General features: G+C 31.5%; 2 protein-coding genes. Both read right to left on the reverse strand.

All coding sequences use genetic code 11. The annotated features are described in order from the left end of the window. A partial coding sequence (locus GGG_RS21500) for a helix-turn-helix domain-containing protein (RefSeq protein WP_138920305.1) occupies nt 1–109 on the reverse strand: 109 nt, incomplete at its 3' end. Nucleotides 110–175: 66 nt separating this feature from the next. Then, nucleotides 176–352 (reverse strand): hypothetical protein, encoded by a 177-nt coding sequence (locus GGG_RS21505; protein ID WP_227500519.1) that lies wholly within the window; start codon nt 350–352, stop codon nt 176–178. Nucleotides 353–492: the final 140 nt, after the last annotated feature.

The raw sequence follows: 492 nt of genomic DNA on the forward strand, positions 1-492 counted from the left end.
ACCGGGAACGGTTTAATTCGCGAGCCAATTGGGTTTTAGATTTATCACTTTTAATACAGCGAGAAATTGCGTATCTTTCATCTTGAGAAAGTTGGGTGTATTGCTTCATGTGTGCTTTCCAATTGCGAGTTGAAAAAATCATAATGATTGTAATTCACCTAATTTTCTCAACCTATTACAAATGTGTTGCACTTAACTTTTGAATCCGCGAGAACTCTTTGAGTTCAAAGGTTTTATTTTTGTTTAAATCGTAAGTCTGATGGAATTTTTTCCAATCAAGTGAGGTCGGGTCACAGGCAAAACTATAAGAGCTGATAAGTCCTAAAATGCAAAGAATAGATAATTTTTTCATATTTCTTCTCTTGATATTTGAGTGTGTATAACATTTAAAATAAGAATCACGAGAATGACTGTACAAAAAGCAAGTTATGATTTGAATACTATAATTGATTGAATAAATGTTCAGTTTTCAGATTTGTTATTTTTGTATTG

The organism is Acinetobacter sp. P8-3-8 (assembly GCF_000214135.1).
GTDB lineage: Bacteria > Pseudomonadota > Gammaproteobacteria > Pseudomonadales > Moraxellaceae > Acinetobacter.

What these genes read in the sequence shown, in the direction of transcription:
- GGG_RS21505 (WP_227500519.1), bottom strand. Translation starts at nt 352, where the DNA reads ATGAAAAAATTATCTATTCTTTGCATTTTAGGACTTATCAGCTCTTAT.